This window comes from Psychrobacillus sp. Z3-81, assembly GCF_056620325.1.
In genome coordinates this window covers 1-2,946 of sequence record NZ_JBWQPU010000029.1, presented here as the reverse complement: position 1 = coordinate 2,946, position 2,946 = coordinate 1, and the positions used below count along the sequence as shown (strand labels likewise).

Sequence of the window (2,946 nt, the reverse complement as noted above, 5' to 3'; positions counted from 1 at the left end):
GAAACAAACAAATTGGTTAAGTCCTCGATCGATTAGTATTCGTCAGCTGCACATGTCGCCATGCTTCCACCCCGAACCTATCTACCTCATCGTCTTTGAGGGATCTTACTTACTTGCGTAAAGGGAAATCTCATCTTGAGGGGGGCTTCGTGCTTAGATGCTTTCAGCACTTATCCCGTCCACACATAGCTACCCAGCGATGCCTTTGGCAAGACAACTGGTACACCAGCGGTGTGTCCATCCCGGTCCTCTCGTACTAAGGACAGCTCCTCTCAAATTTCCTACGCCCACGACGGATAGGGACCGAACTGTCTCACGACGTTCTGAACCCAGCTCGCGTACCGCTTTAATGGGCGAACAGCCCAACCCTTGGGACCGACTACAGCCCCAGGATGCGATGAGCCGACATCGAGGTGCCAAACCTCCCCGTCGATGTGGACTCTTGGGGGAGATAAGCCTGTTATCCCCGGGGTAGCTTTTATCCGTTGAGCGATGGCCCTTCCATGCGGAACCACCGGATCACTAAGCCCGTCTTTCGACCCTGCTCGACTTGTAGGTCTCGCAGTCAAGCTCCCTTCTGCCTTTACACTCTTCGAATGATTTCCAACCATTCTGAGGGAACCTTTGGGCGCCTCCGTTACACTTTGGGAGGCGACCGCCCCAGTCAAACTGCCCGCCTGACACTGTCTCCTGCCCGGGTCACGGGCATGGGTTAGAATTTCAATACAACCAGGGTAGTATCCCACCGACGCCTCCTCCGAAGCTGGCGCTCCGGGCTCTAAGGCTCCTACCTATCCTGTACAAGTTGCACCAAAATTCAATATCAAGCTACAGTAAAGCTCCACGGGGTCTTTCCGTCCTGTCGCGGGTAACCTGCATCTTCACAGGTACTATAATTTCACCGAGTCTCTCGTTGAGACAGTGCCCAGATCGTTACGCCTTTCGTGCGGGTCGGAACTTACCCGACAAGGAATTTCGCTACCTTAGGACCGTTATAGTTACGGCCGCCGTTTACTGGGGCTTCAATTCGCACCTTCGCTTGCGCTAAGCACTCCTCTTAACCTTCCAGCACCGGGCAGGCGTCAGCCCCTATACTTCACCTTACGGTTTTGCAGAGACCTGTGTTTTTGCTAAACAGTCGCCTGGGCCTATTCACTGCGGCTCTCTCGCGCTTGCACGCTAACAGAGCACCCCTTCTCCCGAAGTTACGGGGTCATTTTGCCGAGTTCCTTAACGAGAGTTCTCTCGCTCACCTTAGGATTCTCTCCTCGACTACCTGTGTCGGTTTGCGGTACGGGCACCCCCTGCCTCGCTAGAGGCTTTTCTTGGCAGTGTGAAATCAGGAACTTCGGACCAAAGGTCCTTCGCCGTCACAGCTCAATGTTATAGGATGCGGATTTGCCTACATCCACACCTCACTGCTTGGACGTGCATAACCAACAGCACGCTTACCCTATCCTACTGCGTCCCCCCATCACTCAAATGGCAGGGTGGTGGTACAGGAATATCAACCTGTTGTCCATCGTCTACGCCTATCGGCCTCGACTTAGGCCCCGACTAACCCTGAGCGGACGAGCCTTCCTCAGGAAACCTTAGTCATACGGTGGATGGGATTCTCACCCATCTTTCGCTACTCATACCGGCATTCTCACTTCTAAGCGCTCCACCAGTCCTTCCGGTCTGACTTCGACGCACTTAGAACGCTCTCCTACCACTGATACCATCGGTATCAATCCACAGCTTCGGTGATTTGTTTAGCCCCGATACATTTTCGGCGCAGCGTCACTCGACCAGTGAGCTATTACGCACTCTTTAAATGATGGCTGCTTCTAAGCCAACATCCTGGTTGTCTAAGCAACGCCACATCCTTTTCCACTTAACAAATACTTTGGGACCTTAGCTGGTGGTCTGGGCTGTTTCCCTCTTGACTACGGATCTTATCACTCGCAGTCTGACTCCCAAACATAAATCATTGGCATTCGGAGTTTGTCTGAATTCGGTAACCCGGGATGGGCCCCTAGTCCAAACAGTGCTCTACCTCCAAGATTCTCGCGTTTGAGGCTAGCCCTAAAGCTATTTCGGAGAGAACCAGCTATCTCCAGGTTCGATTGGAATTTCTCCGCTACCCACACCTCATCCCCGCACTTTTCAACGTGCGTGGGTTCGGACCTCCAGTAAGTGTTACCTTACCTTCATCCTGGACATGGGTAGATCACCTGGTTTCGGGTCTACGACCACATACTCATTCGCCCTATTCAGACTCGCTTTCGCTGCGGCTCCGTCTTCTCAACTTAACCTTGCATGGGATCGTAACTCGCCGGTTCATTCTACAAAAGGCACGCCATCACCCGTTAACGGGCTCTGACTATTTGTAGGCACACGGTTTCAGGGTCTATTTCACTCCCCTTCCGGGGTGCTTTTCACCTTTCCCTCACGGTACTGGTTCACTATCGGTCACTAGGTAGTATTTAGCCTTGGGAGATGGTCCTCCCAGATTCCGACGGAATTTCACGTGTTCCGCCGTACTCAGGATCCACTCTGGAGGGGTTGGACTTTTGACTACGGGGCTTTTACCCTGTCTTGCGGACCTTTCCAGATCGCCTCGTCTAATCCAACCCTTTGTAACTCCGTATAGAGTGTCCTACAACCCCAAGAGGCAAGCCTCTTGGTTTGGGCTCTTCCCGTTTCGCTCGCCGCTACTCAGGGAATCGATTTTTCTTTCTCTTCCTCCAGGTACTTAGATGTTTCAGTTCCCTGGGTCTGCCACAGATGCGCTATGTATTCACGCAAATGTACTACCCCATTACGGGCAGTGGGTTCCCCCATTCGGAAATCTCCGGATCAAAGCTCACTTACAGCTCCCCGAAGCATATCGGTGTTAGTGCCGTCCTTCATCGGCTCCTAGTGCCAAGGCATCCACCGTGCGCCCTTATTAACTTAACCTAA

The 2,946-nt window shown here is 52.7% G+C and carries 1 rRNA gene; it reads right to left on the bottom strand.

Annotation, left to right across the window (positions count from 1 at the left end):
• Positions 1-12: 12 nt before the first annotated feature.
• Positions 13-2,943 (bottom strand): 23S ribosomal RNA (locus tag AC1ECF_RS17510).
• Positions 2,944-2,946: the final 3 nt, after the last annotated feature.